The 1,543-nt window shown below is 30.5% G+C and carries 2 protein-coding genes; both read left to right on the top strand.

Annotation, left to right across the window (positions count from 1 at the left end; genetic code table 11):
- Positions 1-275: 275 nt before the first annotated feature.
- A complete protein-coding gene (locus EQ827_RS08695; protein WP_181190583.1) occupies positions 276-1,178 on the top strand; it encodes an ABC transporter ATP-binding protein in 903 nt (300 codons plus the stop codon).
- 8 nt (positions 1,179-1,186) lie between these two features.
- On the top strand, positions 1,187-1,543 hold a 357-nt coding region (locus tag EQ827_RS08690; RefSeq protein ID WP_181190582.1), incomplete at its 3' end, for an ABC transporter permease.

The raw sequence follows: 1,543 nt of genomic DNA, 5'->3' as shown, positions 1-1,543 counted from the left end.
ATTTAATTAGAGTAACAGAATAAATACGACCATCAAAGCAACTGTTAACTGTAAAATGAGTGTCTTGTTATGAACAATTTAACTTTCAAGCTGATTATGGTAAATACCACTGCTATTAAGACTCACTTATATTATCTGAAGAAAGATAAAACAAGTGAGTCTTTTAGTGTCTTGTCAATTTTTATATTTATTGTTATAGTGTAGTAGTACATAAATGATGAGTAACACTTTATGTTGAGCTTATCAATAAAAAGGGGAAGACTATGTCGGAAAACATTCTCGAAATTAAAAATTTGAATAAATATTTCGGTCAAAAGCAGGTTTTACACCAAGTATCTTTTTCAATTACACAAGGACATATTACTGGTCTAATTGGAGCTAATGGCGCGGGCAAAACCACTATCATGAAATCTATTTTAGGGATTACTAATTTTAGCGGTGAAATTAGATTTAAACAATCATTAATAACTGTTAACCAACATCTACCTTTACAAAATGTAGGCGCTCTAATTGAATATCCAGGACTCTACCCTTTTTTAACAGGTAGAGAGCAGTTACAATTATTTGCTACTGGTAAGAAACAGCAAAAGGTTGAGTCCATTATTCAAAAGTTAAATATAAGTTCCTTCGCAGATATTAAAACAAAAGATTATTCCTTAGGCATGAAGCAAAAGCTAGGCGTGGCCTTAGCCTTAGTAAATCAGCCCCCGATGGTGATTTTGGATGAGCCGATGAATGGTTTGGATCCTCAAGCTACGAAAGAATTACGGGATTTAATTATCGCTGAAAAAAATCATGGTGTATCTTTTTTAATTTCTAGTCATATTCTCAGCGAGCTACAAAAATTAGCAGATGACGTCGTCATAATTGATCACGGTCAAATTATCAAAAATACTACTATGTCACAGCTGCTGGCAGCCAATCAGCACTATATTTTACTAAAAACTGATAATGATCAGCTAGCACTTCAATTATTGGACACAGTAGGTTATCAGATTTCTCAAACTAAAGAAAGCTTGCAAGTCCTTAAAACTTCTCAATTCAAAATTGGAAAGTTATTAAGAATATTATTTGAACATAATCTTGAAATTATTGATATTCAACAACAAGAAGGAGACTTGGAAGAATCGCTCTTAAAAGTTCTTAATGGCAATGACAAAACTCATATTAGAAAGTAGGTTAAATCATGATTACATTAATTAAGCAGGAAAGTTATAAATTATTAAAGCGTCCCAGTACAAAAATATTTATAGTATTTATGCTGGTTTTTCAAGCAATTGTTGGTTTTTACACCCGTAATTATCCGCAAAATATTGCTCCTAAAGATGCTTTAACAGATAATTTTTATGCTCCTTTGTTAATAGCTATTTTTTTGATTTCTTTAGGTAGTACTGCTATTACTAATGAGATTCAATATGGAACTTTGAAAACTTTGTTGTATCGTAAATATTCCTATAATCAAATTTTAATTAGTAAATGGATTACCTTATTTTTAAGTACGATCATTTTATATTTTATTAGCATTTTTAGTTCAATAATAATT

Source organism: Bombilactobacillus bombi, from assembly GCF_013607485.1.
Classification (GTDB): Bacteria; Bacillota; Bacilli; order Lactobacillales; family Lactobacillaceae; genus Bombilactobacillus; species Bombilactobacillus bombi_A.
Note: the sequence above shows the minus strand (reverse complement) of the source record. Positions and strands in the feature narration are given on the sequence as shown.